The 713-nt window shown below is 68.7% G+C and carries 1 protein-coding gene; it reads right to left on the bottom strand.

Features of this window, described 5'->3' with window-relative positions; all coding sequences use genetic code 11:
- A partial coding sequence (locus AC0L3L_RS36415; protein ID WP_473642205.1) for a transposase occupies positions 1–690 on the bottom strand: 690 nt, incomplete at its 3' end.
- Positions 691–713: the final 23 nt, after the last annotated feature.

The raw sequence follows: 713 nt of genomic DNA, 5'->3' as shown, positions 1-713 counted from the left end.
CTGCGCCCGGATCAGCCGCAGCCGCGCCATGTCGCGGCGCAGTTCGGCCAGCGTGTTGGGTGGCAGCGGCACCCCTTCGGCGCCACGCAGCTGTTCCAGCCGCTCCGCCGCCTTCTTCAGCTTCACATTGAAGCCGCGGACGCCAAAGCGCGCCAGCGTCGCCTGCATCCGGCTGACAAGGCTGGTGCGCTCGCCAACCAGCGTCTCGTGCTCGCGATTGGCGCGCCGCGCGTCCTCCTCCTCGATCGTCGGGATCGCCACCATGCCGCAGTGCCTGGCCTCGCCGCGCAGCCAGCCCACAAACGCACGCATCAGCAACTGCGTGTCCAGCCGGTCCGACTTCGCCCGCCGGTGCTCGCGCGACACCGGGATGCTGGCCGCGTGGATCACATGGGTCTCGATCCCTTGCGCCAACAGCAGCCGAGCCAGCCAGAAGCCGTCGCGGCCAGCCTCGAACGCCACCGCAATGCGCGCGATCGTCTTGCCGGCCTTCACCGCCTCGTCGCGCCAGCGACACAGCAGCCTCAGCAGCGCCACAGGATCGGCACCCTGCTTCTTCAGCGGCTCGCGGCCAAGCCCGGGAACCAGCCCGGCCACCAGCCAGCTCCTGGCGCTCAGTTCAACGACCGCGACCAGTGTGCTATCCTGATCGAAGGCGACGAGGGACTTGCTCAGATCATTCTGGTGCATCGGGGCGCTCCATTCGTTGAGTT

This window comes from Mesorhizobium sp. WSM4849, from assembly GCF_055811385.1.
The sequence above is the reverse complement of the archived record's forward strand: the minus strand, read 5'-3'. Positions and strand labels throughout refer to the sequence as shown.